The 17,130-nt window shown below is 68.6% G+C and carries 16 protein-coding genes; 5 read left to right on the forward strand and 11 right to left on the reverse strand.

Annotated elements, in window-relative coordinates:
* Window position 1: 1 nt before the first annotated feature.
* Both BLS50_RS01535 and BLS50_RS01540 read right to left on the reverse strand, forming a co-directional pair.
* Window positions 2-592 (reverse strand): flavin reductase family protein, encoded by a 591-nt coding sequence (locus BLS50_RS01535; protein WP_074800206.1) that lies wholly within the window; start codon window positions 590-592, stop codon window positions 2-4.
* Between the two features lie 132 nt (window positions 593-724).
* Entirely contained in the window at window positions 725-1,150 is a 426-nt protein-coding gene (locus BLS50_RS01540; RefSeq protein WP_006481570.1) for a VOC family protein, read from the reverse strand.
* Window positions 1,151-1,269: 119 nt separating this feature from the next.
* Here BLS50_RS01540 and BLS50_RS01545 point away from each other — a divergent pair, with 119 nt between their 5' ends.
* Window positions 1,270-2,160: a LysR family transcriptional regulator gene (locus tag BLS50_RS01545; protein ID WP_074800209.1), complete on the forward strand. Its 891-nt coding sequence runs from the start codon at window positions 1,270-1,272 to the stop codon at window positions 2,158-2,160.
* A gap of 15 nt (window positions 2,161-2,175) precedes the next feature.
* Here BLS50_RS01545 and BLS50_RS01550 read toward each other — a convergent pair whose 3' ends face one another.
* Genes BLS50_RS01550 through BLS50_RS01565 form a run of 4 tightly spaced genes read right to left on the reverse strand, consistent with a single transcriptional unit; the run spans window position 2,176 to window position 7,109 of the window.
* Window positions 2,176-2,925 (reverse strand): hypothetical protein, encoded by a 750-nt coding sequence (locus tag BLS50_RS01550; RefSeq protein ID WP_074800212.1) that lies wholly within the window; start codon window positions 2,923-2,925, stop codon window positions 2,176-2,178.
* Between the two features lie 56 nt (window positions 2,926-2,981).
* Window positions 2,982-5,549 (reverse strand): TonB-dependent siderophore receptor, encoded by a 2,568-nt coding sequence (locus BLS50_RS01555; protein ID WP_074800215.1) that lies wholly within the window; start codon window positions 5,547-5,549, stop codon window positions 2,982-2,984.
* Between the two features lie 54 nt (window positions 5,550-5,603).
* Entirely contained in the window at window positions 5,604-6,596 is a 993-nt protein-coding gene (locus BLS50_RS01560; protein WP_074800218.1) for a FecR domain-containing protein, read from the reverse strand.
* Between the two features lie 3 nt (window positions 6,597-6,599).
* Window positions 6,600-7,109 carry a sigma-70 family RNA polymerase sigma factor gene (locus tag BLS50_RS01565; protein WP_074800221.1) on the reverse strand — a complete coding sequence of 170 codons (510 nt, stop codon included), beginning with the start codon at window positions 7,107-7,109 and terminating at the stop codon, window positions 6,600-6,602.
* Between the two features lie 493 nt (window positions 7,110-7,602).
* Between BLS50_RS01565 and BLS50_RS01575 the strand changes: the two genes are divergently transcribed.
* Complete coding sequence (locus tag BLS50_RS01575) at window positions 7,603-8,763, forward strand: porin (RefSeq protein ID WP_012328290.1); 1,161 nt, start codon at window positions 7,603-7,605, stop codon at window positions 8,761-8,763.
* A gap of 413 nt (window positions 8,764-9,176) precedes the next feature.
* Window positions 9,177-10,403, forward strand: coding sequence for a lytic transglycosylase domain-containing protein (locus tag BLS50_RS01585; protein WP_074800225.1), 1,227 nt, complete (start codon window positions 9,177-9,179; stop codon window positions 10,401-10,403).
* A 148-nt stretch (window positions 10,404-10,551) separates the two neighbouring features.
* Here BLS50_RS01585 and BLS50_RS01590 read toward each other — a convergent pair whose 3' ends face one another.
* The gene (locus tag BLS50_RS01590) at window positions 10,552-10,887 is read right to left on the reverse strand and encodes a hypothetical protein (protein ID WP_011694254.1); all 336 of its coding nucleotides are present in this window, start codon (window positions 10,885-10,887) and stop codon (window positions 10,552-10,554) included.
* Between the two features lie 272 nt (window positions 10,888-11,159).
* Window positions 11,160-11,906, reverse strand: a complete 747-nt coding sequence (locus tag BLS50_RS01595) for a MipA/OmpV family protein (RefSeq protein ID WP_074800227.1) — start codon at window positions 11,904-11,906, stop codon at window positions 11,160-11,162.
* 245 nt (window positions 11,907-12,151) lie between these two features.
* Here BLS50_RS01595 and BLS50_RS01600 point away from each other — a divergent pair, with 245 nt between their 5' ends.
* Together BLS50_RS01600 and BLS50_RS01605 are read left to right on the forward strand one after the other, a co-directional pair.
* Complete coding sequence (locus tag BLS50_RS01600) at window positions 12,152-12,877, forward strand: response regulator (RefSeq protein WP_011545135.1); 726 nt, start codon at window positions 12,152-12,154, stop codon at window positions 12,875-12,877.
* Window positions 12,878-14,263, forward strand: coding sequence for an ATP-binding protein (locus BLS50_RS01605; RefSeq protein WP_074800230.1), 1,386 nt, complete (start codon window positions 12,878-12,880; stop codon window positions 14,261-14,263). It begins immediately after the preceding gene.
* Window positions 14,264-14,309: 46 nt separating this feature from the next.
* Here BLS50_RS01605 and BLS50_RS01610 read toward each other — a convergent pair whose 3' ends face one another.
* The 3 genes from BLS50_RS01610 to BLS50_RS01620 are packed head-to-tail and all read right to left on the reverse strand — an operon-like array spanning window position 14,310 to window position 17,121.
* Window positions 14,310-15,350 carry a FecCD family ABC transporter permease gene (locus tag BLS50_RS01610; RefSeq protein ID WP_074800233.1) on the reverse strand — a complete coding sequence of 347 codons (1,041 nt, stop codon included), beginning with the start codon at window positions 15,348-15,350 and terminating at the stop codon, window positions 14,310-14,312.
* Window positions 15,347-16,339, reverse strand: a complete 993-nt coding sequence (locus BLS50_RS01615) for an ABC transporter substrate-binding protein (RefSeq protein WP_074800236.1) — start codon at window positions 16,337-16,339, stop codon at window positions 15,347-15,349. Before BLS50_RS01615 ends, BLS50_RS01610 begins: the two co-directional genes overlap by 4 nt.
* Window positions 16,336-17,121 carry an ABC transporter ATP-binding protein gene (locus BLS50_RS01620; protein ID WP_074800239.1) on the reverse strand — a complete coding sequence of 262 codons (786 nt, stop codon included), beginning with the start codon at window positions 17,119-17,121 and terminating at the stop codon, window positions 16,336-16,338. Before BLS50_RS01620 ends, BLS50_RS01615 begins: the two co-directional genes overlap by 4 nt.
* Window positions 17,122-17,130: the final 9 nt, after the last annotated feature.

Below are 17,130 nucleotides of genomic sequence, written 5' to 3' on the forward strand. Positions count from 1 at the left end.
CTTACTGCGGGTCCGGATCGACGTCGACATGGAGCGATTCGCCGATCGCATAGAAATTGCCGCCCGCGATGTAGTGCAGGCTGCGCAGCGCGGGATCGGCCGATTCGAAATACCAGTGGCCGTCGCGGAACACGCGCGTGTCGGACCACGCGGCGACCACCTCGCCGATGAACAGGTCGTAGGTCTGCTGGTTGTGCGGCTCGGGAATCAGCCTGCACGCGAGCCAGCCCGAGCAGCCGGCGACGAACGGCAGGTCGTGGCCGTCGACGTCGAACAGCGTGACGCCCGCTTCGCGCAGCTTGTCGGGGCGCTCCGCGAGGCTGTAGCTGCCGACCGCATGCGTGAGCTGCAGTTGCGCGGCCGTCGGCACCTGGATCACGAACGTGCCGCTGCGCTCGACGAGCTCGCGCGTCTTCGCGGATTTGTCGAGCACGACCGTCAGCTTCGGCGGCAAAAAGTCGAGCGCGCACGCCCACGCGGCGGCCATCACGTTGTCCACGCCGTCGTGGCGGGCCGACACGAGCACGGTCGGGCCGTGATTGAGGAGACGGTAGGCCTTGTTCAGCGCCACCGGCGCGATGTGACTGTCCATACGGGTTCCCTGGAAAACGGCGCGCACGGACGGATGCCGTGCGGCGCGGCGCCGGTCGCCGCAACTGCGCGCGGCCGGGCCGAAGGCCGCATTCTCGCACCCAATGTCGATCGGCGCTGGCGCCGCGGCCGGTCACTTCGCGAACAGCTGGCCGATGTCGCGGAACGCCTTGAATTCGAGCGCATTGCCGCACGGATCGAACAGGAACATCGTCGCCTGTTCGCCGACCTGCCCCTGGAACCGCACATACGGCTCGATCACGAACGTCACGCCGAACCCGCGCAGCCGCTCGGCCAGCGCTTCCCAGCTCGCCCAGTCGAGCACGATCCCGAAATGCGGCACCGGCACGTCGTGGCCGTCGACCGCATTCGTATGCGCGCCTTCCTGCGACGCCGTTTTCGGATGCTCGTGGATCACGAGCTGATGCCCGTAAAAATTGAAATCGACCCACTGCGCGCTCGAGCGCCCCTCTTCCAGCCCGAACACGCGGCCGTAGAAATCGCGCGCGGCCGGCAGGTCGTAGACCGGAATCGCGAGGTGAAACGGGGAAAGACTCATGATGGATGATGGCCTCGTGAAGAAACGCTCGCATGGCGCGAGGACCGCACCATGGTAGACAACGCCGAGCAAAAATTAAATCAATATATAGTTTTGCGATTCACAAATGGAATCGATGAATGATCCGCGAACTGAAGACCCTCGTCGCCGTCGCCCGGGAAGGCACCTTTGCCGCCGCCGGCAATCGTATCGGGCTCACGCAGGCGGCCGTGAGCGCGCAGATGCAGCGCCTCGAGGCCGAGCTCGGCTTCGCGCTGTTCGACCGGCAAGGGCGTTCGGCGCGGCTCAACGAGCGCGGCCATCACGTGCTCGACCAGGCGCAGGCGCTGATCGGCCTGTACGAGAACCTGAGCTCGACCGCGCCCGGCTCGCCGGCCGCCGTGCGCGTGACGATCGGCGCGATTGCATCGGTGCAGAGCGCGTTGCTGCCGGCCGCGCTGGCCGACTTCCATCGCCAGCACCCCGCGTGCCGGACGCGCGTGATACCCGGACTGTCGATCGAGCTGGTCAACCGGGTCGACGCGGGCGAGATCGACATGGCCGCGATCATCCGGCCGCCGTTCGCGCTGCAGAGCGACCTGCACTGGACGACGCTCGCGCGGGAGCCGTTCCGGCTGATCGTGCCGCGCGGCGTGAAAGGCAAGGACTGGGCCGCGCTGCTCGCGAACGCGCCGTTCGTGCGCTATGACCGCGCGTCGTTCGGCGGCCGGCAGGTCGACCGCTTCCTGCGCAAGATGCATATCGCGGTGCGCGACACCTGCGAACTCGACGATCTCGACGCGATCGTCAAGCTGGTCGAGAACGGCGTCGGCGTCGCGATCGTGCCGCAGACCGCCGTGTATCGCCGCTGGCCGGCCGGCGTGCGCGCGATCGACCTCGGGCATCACACGTTTCACCGCGACATCGGGCTCGTGCATCGCGCGCGGCGCACGATGTCGGAGCCCGCGCAAACGCTCGCGCAACTGATCGAGGCAGCGTCGCGGCGGCGTTCACCGCCGCCGGCCGCGTGATCGGCGCGTGGCGGTTCAGCGCCGCCCGGCCGCCCAGTCCACCGCCGCGTCGAACAACGCGACCCCGGCCGGCGACAGGTTCGTGAACGTGTCGTTGTCGAGGAAGAACATCACGCGGCGCGCCGGCGCGAGCGTTTCGTAGTCCATCGTCGCGCCCTTCTCGTACGCGAAGATCGCGGCCTTGTCGGGTTGACCGTACACGGTCGCGATCGTGATCGCGCCGAGCCCCGGCTTGCCCCAGCTCATCGGCGCCTGCTTGCCGTACGCATTCGTCGCGCCGGCCGGCAGCCCGGCCGCGATCGGATGCGGCGCGTTGACGAGCCACAGGTAGCGCTCCTTGCCCGTTTCGCCGAAGTCGACGTCGTGCCGCTTGCCCGTCATCGCGAGATCGTCGAGCAGGTCGTTTTCCCAGGTCACGAGCGGCTTGTCGAGCATGCGCCAGCCGGGCCGCACGTTCTTCGACGATACCGTCGAGGAGATCACGAACAGATCGGCGTCGCGCACCGCATCGGGCGTGGCGGACTCGTCGATCAAGCGCACCGCGTAGCCGCGTTCGCCGAGATGCTGGCCGATGCGTTCGTCGACCTTCAGGTTCGGGCCGTGCAGTTGCACGAGCATCGCGACGCGCGTGACGGCCGGCGACGCATCGGCGGCGAACGCGGGCGCCAAGACACCGGCGCCAACAACCGCGAACAACGCGAGCGCCGAACCCGCGATCGCGCGCAACAGGCGGCGGCGCGCACCGCTCTTCATCTTCAGATTCATCTGGATTCCTCTCCGAAGCCGCGCGCCGACGCAAAGGCCGCGCGGCGATTGCATGGTCAGAACTGCAGCGTGGTCAGCAGCGACACCTGGCGCGCGTCGCCGACCGCGACGAAGTAGCGGTTCGCGCTCGACGGGTAGTACGTACGGTTGAACAGGTTCTTCACGTTGAGCTGGAACGACAGCTTCTGCTTGCCGATCCGCGTGTCGTAGGTCGCGAACGCGTCGGCGAGCACGTACGACGGCAGCGTGAAGCTGTTCGCCGAATCGCCGGGCCGTGCGCCCACGTAACGCACGTCCGCGCCGATGCGCAGATCGTCGCCGCCGGCCACCGTGCCGAAGTCGTAGACGGCCGCGAGCGACGCGGTGTGACGCGCGACGTTCCACAGCTGGTTGCCCGCGTACAGCGGGTCCTCGGTCGTCTTCGCGTCGATGTACGCGTAGCTCGCGATCACGTTCACGCGTTCGCCGAGCTTGCCGGAGACGTCGAGCTCGACACCGCGCGAGCGCGCCTTGCCCGAGGTGCGCCAGTCGGTCAGCTTCGTCGCGTCGTTGTACTGCGACACGAGCACGTTCTTCTTGTCGATGTTGAACAGCGCGAGCGTGCCGGTCATCCCGCCGGCCAAGTCGAGCTTGCCGCCCACTTCCCACGCGGTCGCTTCCTCGGGCGGCGTCGCGCCGTCGATGATGTAGCCCGTCATCGGCGCGATCGACGACGACGGCTTCAGCGATTGCGAATAGCTGCCGTACAGCGAGAACGCATCGGTCCACTTGTAGACGACGCCCGCGCGCGGCAGCCACTTCGAGCCGCTGAGATCGGTGTTCGCGACGAACGGCCGGCCGCGCCCCGCCACCTGGTTGTATGTGATGTAGCGGAGGCCGCCCGACACGATCCACTTGTCGGTCAGGTGGACGGTGTCCTGGAAGAACGCGGATGCATCGTGCAGCGTGTCGGTCTGGTCGCTGTCGCTCGCGGACACCGTGCTCGACGGCGGCAGCAGCCCGTACACCGGATCGATATAACTGAACGGCGTCTTCACCGCCTGGCGCAGCAGGTCCTTGCGATAGATGCGGCGGTATTCGGTATCGAAGCCGACCTGCACGTCATGCCGCATCCCCGCGAGCGTCAGCTTGCCGGTCACGTAGCCGATCCCGTAGCTGTCGGTGCTGAGCGAGCCGTGCGTCGCATCGTTGCTGCGCGTCATCGTGCCCTTCACCGGGTCGACGCCGGTCGTGCGCAACTGGTTCGCATCGTAGGTCTCGCGGTTGTAACTGTAGCCGAAATGCGCGCTCCAGTCCGCGTTGAACTGGTGATCGACGCTCAGTTGCGCGAGCTGCGATTCGCCGTCCATGTTGTTGAACGGCTCGTCGATGCGCCGCCGTGCGGGGATGTCGAGCGGCGCATTGGTGCGCGGGTCGAGCGCGGTGCCGCGATCGAACGGCGAATGGAACTTGCGGTACTGGTACGACACCGCGACCTGCGTATCGCGGCCGTACCACGCGAGCGACGGCGCGACGAAGGTCTGCCGGTACTCGCCGAAGTTGCGCCAGTACTGTTCGTTCGACTGGTCGACGATCAGCCGGTACGCGAGCCGCGAATCGCCGACCGGCCCGGTCGAATCGAAGGTTGCGCTGCCGCCGTTCTTGCCGTGCCCGAACGTCGACGCGCCGAGCGAGATCGCGTTGTAGCGCACGAGCTGCGGCTGCTTGGTAACGACGTTGACGACGCCGCCCGGGTCCATCAGCCCGTACAGCAACGACGTCGGCCCCTTCAGCACCTCGACGCTGTCGGTCGCCGCGTTGAACGCGCGGCCCTGCACGGGCGGCATGCCGTTCTGCATGATCGAGCCGTCGCGGTTGCCGCCGAAGCCGCGCTTCATGATCGTGTCCTGCGTGCCGGCGAGCGTGTTGCCCTGCGTGATGCCGCTCACGTTGCCGAGCGCATCGTCGAGATTGCGCGGCCGCTGATCGCGCAGCACCTGCGCGGGCACGATGTTGACGGCCTGCGCGGTGTCGAGCAGCGGAATGTCGGAGCGCAGCACACCCGCTTCCTTCGGCGCGCGATAGCTTTCGGCACGCAAGGCGCTGGAGCGCACGTCGATCGTCGGCAACTCGGCAGCTGGCGCGACGCCGGCCGCCACGGGGCCGGCCGCCGAGCCGTCGGCGCGCATCAGCGTGTAGCCACCGCCCGGCTGGCGCAGCGCGACGAGCCCCGTGCCGGCCAGCAGGCGGTCGAACGCACCGTCGACGTCGAACCGGCCGTGCACGCCGCCGCTCGTCAGGCCCGCCGTCAGCTCGGCCGGGAACGCGAGCAGGATGCCCGCATCGCGGCCGAACCGGTTCAGCGCCGCTTCGAGCGGGCCGGCCGGAATGTCGAACGCGCGGCGCGACGCGCGCTGCGTGGCGGGCGCCGCATCGGCGTCGGTGTCGGCCAGCGCGGGCAGCGGCAGCAGCGCCGACAGCAGGACGGCGCCGGCCAGCCGGCGGGCGAGACGGCCCGGCGCGGCCGGGCGCGACGTGCGCGGCAGATAACGGGCGGGCGCCGGACGGCGCCGATACGTGAGACGGATGGAAGCCATGATCGGAGAGTCGGTGGACGATGGGCCAGTGCTGCTTTCACTACCCATGTCACGCGAACATCGGAAAAGAGCTCAGGTCGGCGAGAAAATTTTTCGGCGCGCTCACGAATGGGTCGAATAGGCCGGCACGACGGTCGCCCAGTAACGCGTCAGGTAATGAACGTCGATCGGCAGCGTCGCCATCAGCGTATCGAGCACGCGCTGCGGATCGTCGAGCGGATAAGTGCCCGACACGCGCAGGTCAGCCACGGCCGGATCGCAGCGCAGGCTGCCCCGGCGATAGCGGTCGAGCTCGGCGACGAGATCGGCCAGCCGCATGCGCGACGCGACGAGCATGCCGCTCGTCCACGCGGACGCATACGGATCGAGCGGCGCAGGCGCCCCGATCGCGTCGCGCGTGAAATCCGCGCCCTTCCCGGCCGCGATCACGCGCGTGCCGGCCGACGCATCGACCGGCTGCACCTGGACGGCGCCGGCGAACACCTCGACGCGTGTCGCGCCGTGGCGCTGCCGCACCGCGAAGCGCGTGCCGAGCGGTCGCAGCTCGCCCTGCGCGGTCGCGACGACGAGCGGCCGCGCTGGCAGACGATCGTCGTGACCGCTGGTGATCATGATCGTGCCGCGCAGCAAGCGCAGGCGCCGCGCCGTATCGTCGAAGCGCACGTCGAGCGCCGTGTCGGTATCGAGCACGACGACCGTGCCATCCGCAAGCGTCACCGTGCGCCGCTCCCCGACCGCCGTGCGCAGGTCCGCCGGCCAGATCGTCGCGCGCCGCGAAGGCTCGGCCATCCATGCGGCGCCGCCCGCGAACAGCAGCACGGCCAGCGTCTTCACGGCCGTGCGGCGGCCGGCCCGCTTCGGCAGCAGCGCGGCCTGTGCGGCCTGCGCGTCGAGCCCGGCCGCCAGCCGGCCGAACCGGCCCTGCATCGCTTCGATGTGACGCCACGCCGCATCGTGCACCGGATCTTCCGCGCGCCAGCGCGCGAGCGCGGCGGTGAACACGTCGTCCGTGCGGCCGGACTGCCGGTCGACCCACCACTCGACTGCGCGACGGGCGACGTGCGGCGGCACCGCCGGCGCTCCCGGGGCGGCCATCGGTCAGGCCGCCATCGCGAAGAAGCACTGCGTGCCGGCCTTCACGAGATAGCGCTTCACCGTCGCGAGCGACACGCCGAGCTGGCGCGCGATCTCGACCTGCGTGAGCCCGTCGAGCTGTGCGAGCAGGAACGCCCGCTTCGCCGCGGGCGGCAGGCCGTCGAGCAGCCGGTCGATCTCGAGCAGCGTCTCGACCACGACGGCCCGCTCTTCCGGCGACGGCGCAACCGCTTCCGGGCGCTGCGCGAGCACGTCGAGATACGCGCGCTCGATCTGCTCGCGCCGCCAGTGGTTGCTCAGCACACGCTGCGCGACCGTGGTCAGGAACGCACGCGGCTCGTCGGCGCCGATCGGCTCGTCGCGTGCGAGCAGGCGCACGAACGTGTCGTGCGCCAGGTCGGCCGCGCGGTGTGTGCAACCGAGCTTCCGGCTCAGCCAGCCGCGCAGCCACGCGTGGTGGCCGACATAGAGGGCGTCGATTTCTCGATGGAGGGACAGCTTGTCAGCGGACATGGCCGGGTTCCGGGTGAGCGAGCGTCAACGATTCTGTAAATGAGAATGATTATTATATGCAAAAGTAAGATAGCGACCGCGGTTTCGGTGCGCCGGTGGCGACGCTGGCGAAGCGGAGGATGGCGAAGCCGCGTCAGTGTCGCCCCCGCGGATGGCGGACCGCATGCAGTTATCACATTCGTTCCAGCCCGGCCAATTCGATTCGTTAAATAATGATTTGACGGATCGATAACAATATTGAGATTGCAGAAATTCACGCGAAAATCGCGCCGAATTATCACGCCCCATGCAAATCGCGCTAAAAAAAACGCGAAACAGAAACCCATTGATACGCAACGATCAATAATTCAAATCCCTCAAAAATGAATTTCCGGGAATGTGCCTGTCGACATCAGGCCACAACGAAGAATTTCATTTTTGCCGTTTTATCGCGGCTCGGTAGTCTCCTGCCATTCCGGATCACGAACCCCCACCAATGCGCCAAGGAGATGACATGAAACGCACGACCCTCTCGCTGATTTCGCTCGCGTCGTTCGCGGCGATGCCCGTCGCGCATGCGCAATCGAGCGTCACGCTGTATGGCGTGATCGACACGTCGATCACCTATGTGAACCACGCACAGGGCAAGGACAACGCGTGGATGCTCGGCAACAGCAGCGCGGGCAACCTCGCCGGCAGCCGCTGGGGCGTGAAAGGCACCGAGGATCTCGGCGGCGGGCTGAAGGCGCTGTTCCAGCTGGAAAACGGCTTCGACCCGAGCAACGGCCGGCAGGGCCAGGGCGGCCGCCTGTTCGGCCGTCAGGCCTTCGTCGGCCTGACGAGCGACCGCTACGGCACGCTCACGTTCGGCCGCCAGTACGACCCGCTCGTCGATCTCGTGCAGGGCATCACCGCCGACAACTACCTGGGCAGCGTGTTCGCGACGCCGGGCGACGTCGACAACTACGACAACAGCTTCCGCGTCGACAACGCGGTGAAGTACACGTCGGCCGTCTATTCGGGCCTGCAGTTCGCGGCGATGTATTCGTTCGGCGGGATCGCCGGCAGCACCGGCGCCGCGCAGTCGTACTCGGCCGCCGTGTCGTACAACAACGGGCCGTTCAGCGTCGCGGGCGGCTACTTCCACGCGACCAACAGCCCCGCGTCGAACGGCGTGCGCAACGGCTGGACCAGCTCGTCGGACGGCACGTTCGACGGCCCGATCAACAGCGGCTATGCCAGCGCGCACTCGTTCGGCATCGCGCGCATCGCGGGCCAGTACGTCGCCGGCCCGTTCACGTTCGGCGTCGGCTACAGCAATGCGCAATACCGCCGCGACGCGAGCTCGGTGTTCGGCTCGAACGAGCACTACAACACGGGGCAAGGCTTCGTGAACTACCAGGCGACGAACGCGCTGCTCGTCGGCGTCGGCTACAGCTACACGCGCTCGGGCGGCGACACGTCGGCGACCTATCACCAGGTATCGGCCGGCGCCGACTACAGCCTGTCGAAGCGCACCGACGTCTACCTGACCGCCGCGTATCAGCACGCAAGCGGCCAGACCGGCGACGGCAACGGCGGCTCGATGGCCGCGCAGGCATCGATCGGCTCGTACGGTTATGCGGGCACGAGCTCGCAGACGATGGTCAACCTCGGCCTGCGTCACCGCTTCTGATCGCGATATTGCGATACCCGGAGACGGCCGGTTGCGCTCCGCGCGGGCCGGCCGACTCCGCGTTGCACATAAGGCGGCTTCGGCCGCCGATTTTTTGCCGCTTCCTTTTGCGCTGCCGACGGCTGGCAAGCGATTTTCTCTTTCGCTCGCTTGATTGCCGGTTTCACCCTGCGAATGACGTAATACGTCAGGTTCCGGTCGCCGCCATTGCATCGGCATTCGCGCCAATGCCGGCCATTCTTACCGATCCTGCAACGCCTCGGACCCTGATCCGGCGCGATACAAATGCGCGTCGAACGCGCGGATAAATGCAAAGGAAAGTTTGACGCGAGCCATTTGCCCGGCTGCTATGGCACACTTCGCGTCTGCGTAATTTCCTTGCACCGGGCGCCCGGATTCCGCCCCATCCTGCCATGCCGCGTCATACCACTCGCCTGTTCGGCCGCCACGCGCTGCCCTTCGCCTCGACGATCGCGCTCGCGTGCGCGCTCTGCGGCGTCGCGCGGGCAGATTGCCTGGACGACGCGGCCGCGTTCCAGCACGTGAGCGTCGCCCTGATGCGCGGCATCGCGCAAGTCGAATCGGGGATGAATCCGAACGCCGTCAACACGAATACCAACGGCACGGTCGACATCGGGCTGATGCAGATCAACAGCACGTGGCTGCCGACGCTCGCACGCGAAGGCATCACGCGGGAAAGCCTGTTCGATGCGTGCACGAACGCGTACGTCGGTGCGTGGATCCTGTCGCAGAACATCCGCCAGCTCGGCCCCAACTGGAACGCGATCGGCGCGTACAACTCCGCGTCGCCCGACAAGCGCCTCGCCTATGCGCGCAAGGTCTATGATGCAATCCGGACCATGCCGGATTCGCCGGATACTCCCATGCCCATCCTTCCACCCTCCTTCACGCCGCCGCAACAGGCGCAGACGTACAACCCGTTCGCGAGCCTGAGCGTGTCGGCGCCGCCCGTCACGCGCGCACGGACGATCTCGCCGGCCTCGCCGCCGGCGCCGCCGCAGGGGGGCCCCGCCGGCCCGGCCGGTACGTACAACTTCGGATGGACGGTCACCGGCGCCGATCAGGCCAAGCCGACCCAGGTGTTCGACGACGGTGCACGGGTCTACGTGCAGTTCAGCGACATGAAGCACGTGCCGGCGATCTTCACCGAGACGTCGGCCGGGCGCGTGCTGATGTCGTGGGAGCTGCAGTTTCCGTATGCCGTCGTGACGCGTCCCGCGCAAACGTTGATCTTCCAGCTCGGGCCGTTCGAAGCGCGCGCGCAACGCAGTGCGGCGGCCGCAGGCATGACCGCGCAGGCCGGGACGGCGGGCACGGCGACGGTCGGCGCATCAGCCCCGCCATCGAAGAAGTCGGCCGGTGCGGCAGCGAATGCCGCGACGAACACGGCAGCCAATACGACCGCGAAACGCACGGCCTCGGCCGATGCGCTGTGGTACGTGAATACGCCGTCCACGTCGGGAACGGCGGCGGCCTCGCCTTCGACCGCGAATATTCCCGCCACGCTGCCGACGGCCATCACGTCGAACACGCCGCCACCCGCGCCGGCTCAAGCACCGGCTGCGGCCGCTCAGCCGTCGCGCGCCAGCGCCGACGCGCTGTGGTACATCTCGAAGTAACGCGTGTCCGATCGCACGCGTATCGCGGCGATCCTTTCGATGCGGTCAGCGGCCGTTCGGGCGCGGCCGCGCCGCGCCGCGCTTCATGACATACGCGCGCAGATCGCGCGACGTCGACGATTCCGGTGACGCAATCGTCACACGGCCGTCACCCGCGCCGTACCCAGATCACTTTCCCGTCGCGAATGCCGAGATTGCGGCGCTCCTCGCGGTAGTCCATCGTGCCGGGCAACGACTTGCCGTCGCGCTCGAGCACGCGCCACAGGCAGCCGTCGAGCAGCGCGGTCGCATCGGCCTCGGTCTTGCCGACCAGCGCATCGTCCGGTGCGGCGTCCGCCTTGCATGCCTGCGCGGCGCCCGACTGCAGAGGGGGCCTGGCCGCGCCGCCCGCGGTGGCGTTGGGGTGTTTCGTGTCCATGTCCGCACATCCTGCAAAAGTTGCACTCGCAACGAGTGCAACGAGCATCGCGATCGTGTTCTTCATCGGTTTCTCCCTGTCGCGGCCCGGCGGTCCATGTACGGCACTCGTGCACGACCGGGCATCGCATGCGTGATCGATTCCGCATGCTGCCGGCCGTTTCCTGACGGAGCCGGCCAGCGCATGGCGGCCTTTCGCGACCCGGCCGCGCCGCTCCGGCGCACCCGCGTCGCAGGCCCGGCCTGACGCCGAACCCGAGCGCATGTTACCGCACGCGGTTCGCGGCGACGGCGCGACGCCGACGCATCGCGTGCGTCCCCCGCGCCCCCGCAATCCGTTCAGAACTTGTACGTCACGCCCGCAATGCCGTAGTAGTTGCTGCGCGACTGCACGATCGGGCTGTCGCCGGCGCGGCCGAGCAACCGCGTCACGCCGCCGGTCGCGAGCACCGACCAGTGCCGCGACAGCGTCCAGTTCCACGCGACCGCCATCGATGCGCTGTCGATCCCGCCGCTCACCGAATACGGCCGGAACCGGCTCGTGATCGACTGTGCGTCGGTCACGCCGTAGAAGGTCTGCATGTAGCGTCCCGAGCCCGCGTGCACGGTGCCCGTCACGATGATCTCGTGCTGCGACGTCTTGAGCACCGGCACCGCGAGATCCACGTGCCCCGACACGCCGCGCGACGTATGCGTCACGGGAGTATCGATCGTGACGCTCAGCTCCGCCGCATCGAAGAGCGTCACGCCGGCACGCACGCCGACCAGCACCGAGCCCGGAATTCGCCCCATTCCCTTCAGGTAGTCGGAGCCCGGCAGGTCGAAGCGGTTCTCGTCCGCGCGACCCGCGTCGTAGCTCACCGCCGCCGACACGAACGCTCCGTGCGGCAGGTCCAGCCGGTAGCCGGCACCCTCCGTGCTGTCGACGAAGAAGCCATTGCCGAACTTCGCGGAAAACGACGGCGCAACGACGCCGCGATACTGTTTGCTGCCCTGGTAGCGCGGTGCGAACCCGCCACCGAGCGACAACGAATACTGGTTTTCCGCGTGGGCAGCGGCGGCGAGGGTCAGGCCGGCGAGCGGCATGCAATAGCGGTAACGGCGAAGTAATGGGCGCACAATATTGAGATAAGGGTGACGAAGCCCGCAGTCTAGGTGCCGCCCCGCGCCGAGACTGTCCTGAATGTGCGGCGAATCTGTGCGCAATTGTGTTCGATTGTTGGAGATTGTCGCCCCGCTGCCCCGGCGGTCGATCGGCCGGATAGAATTCGCGTGCCGCGCCGCGCATCGGTCTGCCGGGTGGGAGATGGCGCGTGCATCCTGAGGAGTCCATGAACGAAGTTCCACTCAAATACCGTGTGCTGCTGATCGAGGACGACGATCGCCTCGCGCAGCTCGTCCGCGAATACCTCGACGGCTATGAATTCGCGGTGACGGTCGTGCGGCGCGGCGACCTCGCCGTCGCGGCGGTGCGCGAGCACCAGCCGGCCCTCGTGATACTCGACCTGATGCTGCCGAATCTCGACGGCATGGAAGTCTGCCGGCGCATCCGCGCGTTCACCAACGTCCCGGTGCTGATCCTGACCGCGCGGGCAGACGTGTACGACCAGGTCGCCGGGCTCGAGACGGGCGCCGACGACTACGTGACGAAGCCGATCGAGCCGCGCGTGCTCGTCGCCCGCGCCCGCGCGCTGTTGCGCCGCGCGCAGCCGGCCGCGGCGGAAGCGCCCGCGGTCGCGCCCGACGCGCTGGTCTTCGGCGAGCTCGCCATTTCGCCGCCGAACCGCACCGTCACGTGGCGCGGCGAGCCGGTCGAGCTGAAGACCGCCGAATTCAACCTGTTGCTGATCCTCGCGCGCGCGGCCGGCACCGTGCTGAGCCGCGACGACATCCTGAAGCAGTTGCGCGGGATCGAATTCGACGGGCTCGACCGCTCGGTCGATTCCGGCATCTCGAAGCTGCGCCGCCGCTTCGAGGATGCGTCATCGGAGCCGCACAAGATCAAGACGATCTGGGGTCGCGGCTACCTGTTCAGCCCTTCTGCGTGGGACGAGTAAATGCTGCGCCCGTTGCTCCGGTTGTACCTCGTCGTGATCCTGTTCGTCGGCGCGTCGATCATCTTCATCCAGCTGTCGTTCGACCGGATCTTCTATGAACGCGGCGCGCAGGCGCAGCGCGATTCGCTGACGACCTATTCGTTCGTGCTGAACGACTACCTCGAACGCCATCCGGGCGCGCAGCGCGAGCTCGCATTGCGCGAACTCGCGCTGCATGGCCGCGAAGGATTCGGCTTCATGTCGATGGCCGACGCGCGTGCGCAACTGAGCGGCGCGCCGTTGCGCGATCTCGATGCCGGCAGGATCGCGATCAGCTACAACGGCAAGGATTACTACATGCCGCTCGCGGACGGCTCGGTGCTGCATGCCCGCCCGATCGAGGCGCCGGACCTCGACATCCGGATCTATGCGTACATGCTGCTCGCGCTCGCGACGCTGTTCGCGGTGGTGCTGTGGATTCACTATCACTGGCGCGACATTCGCCGGCTGCAGGATGCCGCACGCGCGTTCGGCGCCGGAATGCTGTCGACGCGCGTGAAGCTGTCGGGCAAGTCGAACATCTACGAGCTGTCGCAGCAGTTCAACGACATGGCCGCGCGTATCGAGGCGTCGATCAAGCAGCAGCGCGAAATGATGCACGGCATCTCGCATGAACTGAAAACGCCGCTCGCCCGACTCGAATTCGGGCTCGCGCTGCTCGCCGACGCCGACGAGACGGGCCGGATGCGCGAGCGCCGCGACGCGCTGCGGCGCGACGTGCGCGAACTCGACGAGCTCGTCACCGAGCTGCTGACGATCGGCCGGCTCGAACAGGGTGCGAGCGAGCTCGCGCCGATGGAAGTCGTCGTCGATGCACTGATCGACAGCGTCGCCGGCAACGTCGCGGACGACATCGCCGATCGCGGCATCGCGCTCGACGTGTCGACGCTCGACGCGCCCGCGACCCACGTCTGCGACCCGAAGCTCGTCGCCCGCGCGTTGCTGAACCTGATTCGCAACGGCGCCCGCTATGCGTCGCGCAAGGTCGTGCTGGCCGCTACCTGCGACCCGTCCGGCGCGCTCGTGCTGAGCGTCGACGACGATGGTCCCGGCATTCCGGCCGCCGAACGCGCCCGCGTGTTCGAGCCGTTCCAGCGGCTGGATTCGAGCCGCGACCGTCAGACCGGCGGCTTCGGGCTCGGGCTCGCGATCGTGCGGCGTGTCGCGCAGGTGCACGGCGGCGACGTGCGGCTCGAGGATTCGCCGCTCGGCGGCGCGCGCTTCGTGATCACGCTGCCCGTGCGTGCGCTGCCGGACAGTCTGTTCGACGTCGCGCAGCACGTGGAAAGCACGCATGCCGATGCGCGCCGCCGCAGCGGCACGGGCACGGTCGTCCCGCTTCAATGAAAACGGCGGCGGGCGCCTACCCGCCCCCGCGTGACCGTGCCTTCGCTCAGCGCTGGCGCAGCAGCGCGACGAAGAACAGGCTGCCGAACAGCGCGGTCACGATGCCGATCGGCAGGTCCTCCGGCGCTGCGAGCGTGCGCGCGGCGACATCGGCCCACACGAGCAGGATCGCGCCGGCCAGCGCGGCGACCGGCAGCAGCCGGCCGTGCTCCGCGCCGACGACGCGACGGCACAGATGCGGCGTCACGAGCCCGACGAAGCCGATCGCGCCGCTCACCGCGACCATCGCGCCCGTCGCGAACGACGCGACGACGAACACCTCGCGCCGCATCCGCGCGCTCGGCACGCCGAGCGACGCGGCGGCGACGTCGCCCGACATCAGCGCATTCAGTTCGCGTCGACGCGCATGGAGCGCGCAGCCGGCGAGCACCGCGCACACGGCCGGCACCGGCAGCAGGTCCCAGCGCGCGAGCCCGACGCCGCCGAGCATCCAGAACAGCACCGACGACGCGGCGCGCTGGTCGCCGAGATACAGCAGCAGGTTGCCGAACGCAGCCATCATGAACGACACCGACACGCCCGCGAGCAGCAGCCGGTCCGATTCGAGCCGGCCGCTCCGGTAAGCGAGCGCGCCCACGCACGCGGTCGCCACAAGCGCACCTGCAAACGCGGCGGCCGACAGCGTGAACGGACCGAACGCCGCGCCGGCCACCACCGTGACCGCGATCGCACCGAGCATCGCGCCCGCGCTCACGCCGAGCAGGTGCGGATCGGCCAGGCGGTTCGCGGTCGCCGCCTGCAACGCAACGCCGACCGTCGCCAGCGTCGCGCCGACGATCGCGGCCAGCAGCGCACGCGGCATCCGGATCAACCACACGATGCTGTCGTCGCCCGGCGCCGCCGCGAACGCATCGGCGCCGCCGAACGCCGACGCGACGTGCGCGGCGACGATCCGCACCGCGGCCGGCATCGCGATCGGCGCGGGACCGAACGCGGCCGACACGACGATCGACACGATCAGCAGCACGGCCAGCCCCGGCAGCACCATGCGCATGTCGACCCGCGCCGCCTGCCCGCGCACGCTCATCGTGCCGCTCCGGCGAATGCGGCCGGATACAGCGCGCGGGCCAGCGTCTCGACCGCCGCGACGTTCTCCGGGCCGGGCGTCGCGGCATCGTACGGAATCACGACGAAGCGCCGGTCGCGAATCGCGGCCACGCGCGCGAGCGCCGGCTGGCTCGACAGGAACTGCTGCTTCTGCGCGGCCGTGACCGCCGAATAGTCGACGATCACGATCACCTGCGGATCGCGTGCGACCACGCTTTCCCAGCTCACCTGCGTCCAGCTGCGCGGCAGGTCGTCCATCACGTTGCGCGCGCCCGCCGCCGCGAGCAACGCGGTCGGCATCGCGAGCCCGCCCGCGGTCATCGGCTTGTCGGTGCCGCTGTCGTACACGAACACGCGCAGCGGCGCCGGGCGCCCGATCGCGCGTGACACCGCCGCGAGCCGCGCGCGCATCCCGGCGACGACCTGCGCGGCGCGCGCATCGACACCGAAGATGCGACCGAGATTGGTCAGGTCGCGGAACACGTCGTCGAACGACGCGGCCGACTGCTTCATCACGTGCGAACACGATTCGGTCAGTTCGTAGGTGCGGATGCCGAACGGCGCGAGCGTCGCCGGTGTCACCGGCCCGCCGACGTGCATCCCGTAGTTCCAGCCCGCGAGATAGAAGTCGGCGCGCGCGGCGGCCAGCACTTCCAGCGACGGATACTGGCTCGCCAGTTCGGGCACGCCGCGCAACGCGTCGCGCACGCGCGCGGTGCCCGTCTTCCAGCCGCCGATGCCCGTATAGCCGACGAGCCGGTCCTTCAGGCCGAGCGCGAGCATCATCTCGGTCAGGTTCACGTCGTTGCTCACCGCGCGCGTCGGTGCGCGCTCGAACGTCACGTCGCGATCGCAACTGCGCACGGTGACGGGATAGGCGAGCGCGTGCACGGCCGCGCCGCCGAGCACGGCAGCTGCGACCAGCCGGCGGGCGACGAAAGACAGGAGAGAAAACGGCATGGTGGTCATTCCGGATGAAGCGGCGTGATGCGCGGGCGGCCCGTGGCGGGATGGCGATCGACGAGCGCCGCGACGCCGAACACATCGCGCAGCAGCGCTTCAGTCAGCACGTCGTCCGGCGCGCCGGACGCGACGACGCGGCCGTGCGCGAGCACATGGAGGCGGTCGCAATACGCGGCCGCGAGATTGAGGTCATGAATCGTCGCGAGTGTCGCGATGCCGAGGCGGCGCACGCGTGCGAGCAGTTCGAGCTGGTGACGCAGGTCGAGATGGTTGGTCGGTTCGTCGAGCAACAGCAGTTCGGGCTGCTGCGCGAGTGCGCGGGCCAGCAGCGCGCGCTGCTTCTCGCCGCCCGACAGCGACGCGAAACGCTGCGCGCGGCGTTCGACGAGGCCCACATCGTGCAGCGCGGAATCGACGATCCGGCTGTCGTCGGCCGACTCCGCATCGAACGCCCGCTTGTGCGGCGTGCGGCCCATGCCGACCAGTTCGTCGACCGTCAGCCCGAAATCGTCGGGCGTTTCCTGCTGCAGCACCGCGATGCGCTGTGCGACTGCGCGCGGCCGCATGCGCCACACGTCCTGCGCGTCGAGCGCGACGCGACCCGCGTCGGGCCGCGCGTAGCGGAACACGCAGCGCAGCAGGCTCGTCTTGCCGCTGCCGTTCGGGCCGACCAGCCCGACGAACTCGCCTTCGGCCACCGTCAGCGTCACCGAATCGAGCACGTCGATCGCGCCGCCGGGAGACCAGCTCACGCGTTCGATGTCGAGCATGTGTTTGACGGGACGCATGTCGTGCCG

It is taken from the genome of Burkholderia orbicola (assembly GCF_900100915.1).
In the GTDB taxonomy this organism is placed as follows: domain Bacteria; phylum Pseudomonadota; class Gammaproteobacteria; order Burkholderiales; family Burkholderiaceae; genus Burkholderia; species Burkholderia orbicola.

Excerpts from the sequence above, each read along its gene's own strand:
- BLS50_RS01535 (WP_074800206.1), bottom strand. The coding sequence starts at position 592 with ATGGACAGTCACATCGCGCCGGTGGCGCTGAACAAGGCCTACCGTCTC.
- BLS50_RS01540 (WP_006481570.1), bottom strand. The coding sequence starts at position 1,150 with ATGAGTCTTTCCCCGTTTCACCTCGCGATTCCGGTCTACGACCTGCCG.
- BLS50_RS01545 (WP_074800209.1), top strand. The coding sequence starts at position 1,270 with ATGATCCGCGAACTGAAGACCCTCGTCGCCGTCGCCCGGGAAGGCACC.
- BLS50_RS01550 (WP_074800212.1), bottom strand. The coding sequence starts at position 2,925 with ATGAATCTGAAGATGAAGAGCGGTGCGCGCCGCCGCCTGTTGCGCGCG.
- BLS50_RS01555 (WP_074800215.1), bottom strand. The coding sequence starts at position 5,549 with ATGGGTAGTGAAAGCAGCACTGGCCCATCGTCCACCGACTCTCCGATC.
- BLS50_RS01560 (WP_074800218.1), bottom strand. The coding sequence starts at position 6,596 with ATGGCCGCCCCGGGAGCGCCGGCGGTGCCGCCGCACGTCGCCCGTCGC.
- BLS50_RS01565 (WP_074800221.1), bottom strand. The coding sequence starts at position 7,109 with ATGTCCGCTGACAAGCTGTCCCTCCATCGAGAAATCGACGCCCTCTAT.
- BLS50_RS01575 (WP_012328290.1), top strand. The coding sequence starts at position 7,603 with ATGAAACGCACGACCCTCTCGCTGATTTCGCTCGCGTCGTTCGCGGCG.
- BLS50_RS01585 (WP_074800225.1), top strand. The coding sequence starts at position 9,177 with ATGCCGCGTCATACCACTCGCCTGTTCGGCCGCCACGCGCTGCCCTTC.
- BLS50_RS01590 (WP_011694254.1), bottom strand. The coding sequence starts at position 10,887 with ATGAAGAACACGATCGCGATGCTCGTTGCACTCGTTGCGAGTGCAACT.
- BLS50_RS01595 (WP_074800227.1), bottom strand. The coding sequence starts at position 11,906 with ATGCCGCTCGCCGGCCTGACCCTCGCCGCCGCTGCCCACGCGGAAAAC.
- BLS50_RS01600 (WP_011545135.1), top strand. The coding sequence starts at position 12,152 with ATGAACGAAGTTCCACTCAAATACCGTGTGCTGCTGATCGAGGACGAC.
- BLS50_RS01605 (WP_074800230.1), top strand. The coding sequence starts at position 12,878 with ATGCTGCGCCCGTTGCTCCGGTTGTACCTCGTCGTGATCCTGTTCGTC.
- BLS50_RS01610 (WP_074800233.1), bottom strand. The coding sequence starts at position 15,350 with ATGAGCGTGCGCGGGCAGGCGGCGCGGGTCGACATGCGCATGGTGCTG.
- BLS50_RS01615 (WP_074800236.1), bottom strand. The coding sequence starts at position 16,339 with ATGACCACCATGCCGTTTTCTCTCCTGTCTTTCGTCGCCCGCCGGCTG.
- BLS50_RS01620 (WP_074800239.1), bottom strand. The coding sequence starts at position 17,121 with ATGCGTCCCGTCAAACACATGCTCGACATCGAACGCGTGAGCTGGTCT.